Consider the following 639-nt stretch of genomic DNA (forward strand, 5'->3'; position numbering starts at 1 on the left):
ACCCCACAAGAATTATGGGAGGAGCCTAAAGATGCTAGCGGTTTGATGTCCTTGATTTTATTGTTGTTGAGGTTGAGATCGGTGAGGTTAGTTAAAGATGCTAGCGGTTTGATGTCGCTGATTTGATTGTTGTGGAGATCGAGTACAGTCAGGTTAGTCAAGAGACATCTCCCAAAAAGCCTGTTAACGGGAGCCAGGATGCCTACCCCACAAGAATTATGGGAGGAGCCTAAAGATGCTAGCGGTTTGATGTCCTTGATTTTATTGTTGTTGAGGTTGAGCGAAGTCAGGTTAGTCAAGGATGCTAGCGGTTCGATATCCCCGATCTGATTGCTGTCGAGGAAGAGGTAATTCAGTTTAGTCAAGGATGCTAGCGGTTCGATATCCCCGATCTGATTGCTGGTGAGGGAGAGGTAATTCAGTTTAGTCAAGGATGCTAGCGGTTCGATATCCCCGATCTGATTGCTGTCGAGGGAGAGGTAATTCAGTTTAGTCAAGGATGCTAGCGGTTTGATATCCCCGATCTGATTGCTGTCGAGGGAGAGGTAATTCAGTTTAGTCAAGGATGCTAGCAGTTTGATGTCACGGATTTGATTTTTGTCGAGCCAGAGCTGAGTCAATGTAGTCAAGAATGCGAGC

Annotated in this window: 1 protein-coding gene; it reads right to left on the reverse strand. The window is 46.0% G+C overall.

All coding sequences use genetic code 11. The features are described from left to right. The coding region (locus tag QUA13_RS10940; RefSeq protein ID WP_333198322.1) for a leucine-rich repeat domain-containing protein at positions 1-620 on the reverse strand (620 nt) is incomplete at its 3' end. Positions 621-639: the final 19 nt, after the last annotated feature.

The sequence above is a fragment of the Microcoleus sp. S28C3 genome (assembly GCF_036700785.1).
Taxonomy (GTDB): Bacteria; Cyanobacteriota; Cyanobacteriia; order Cyanobacteriales; family Microcoleaceae; genus Microcoleus; species Microcoleus asticus.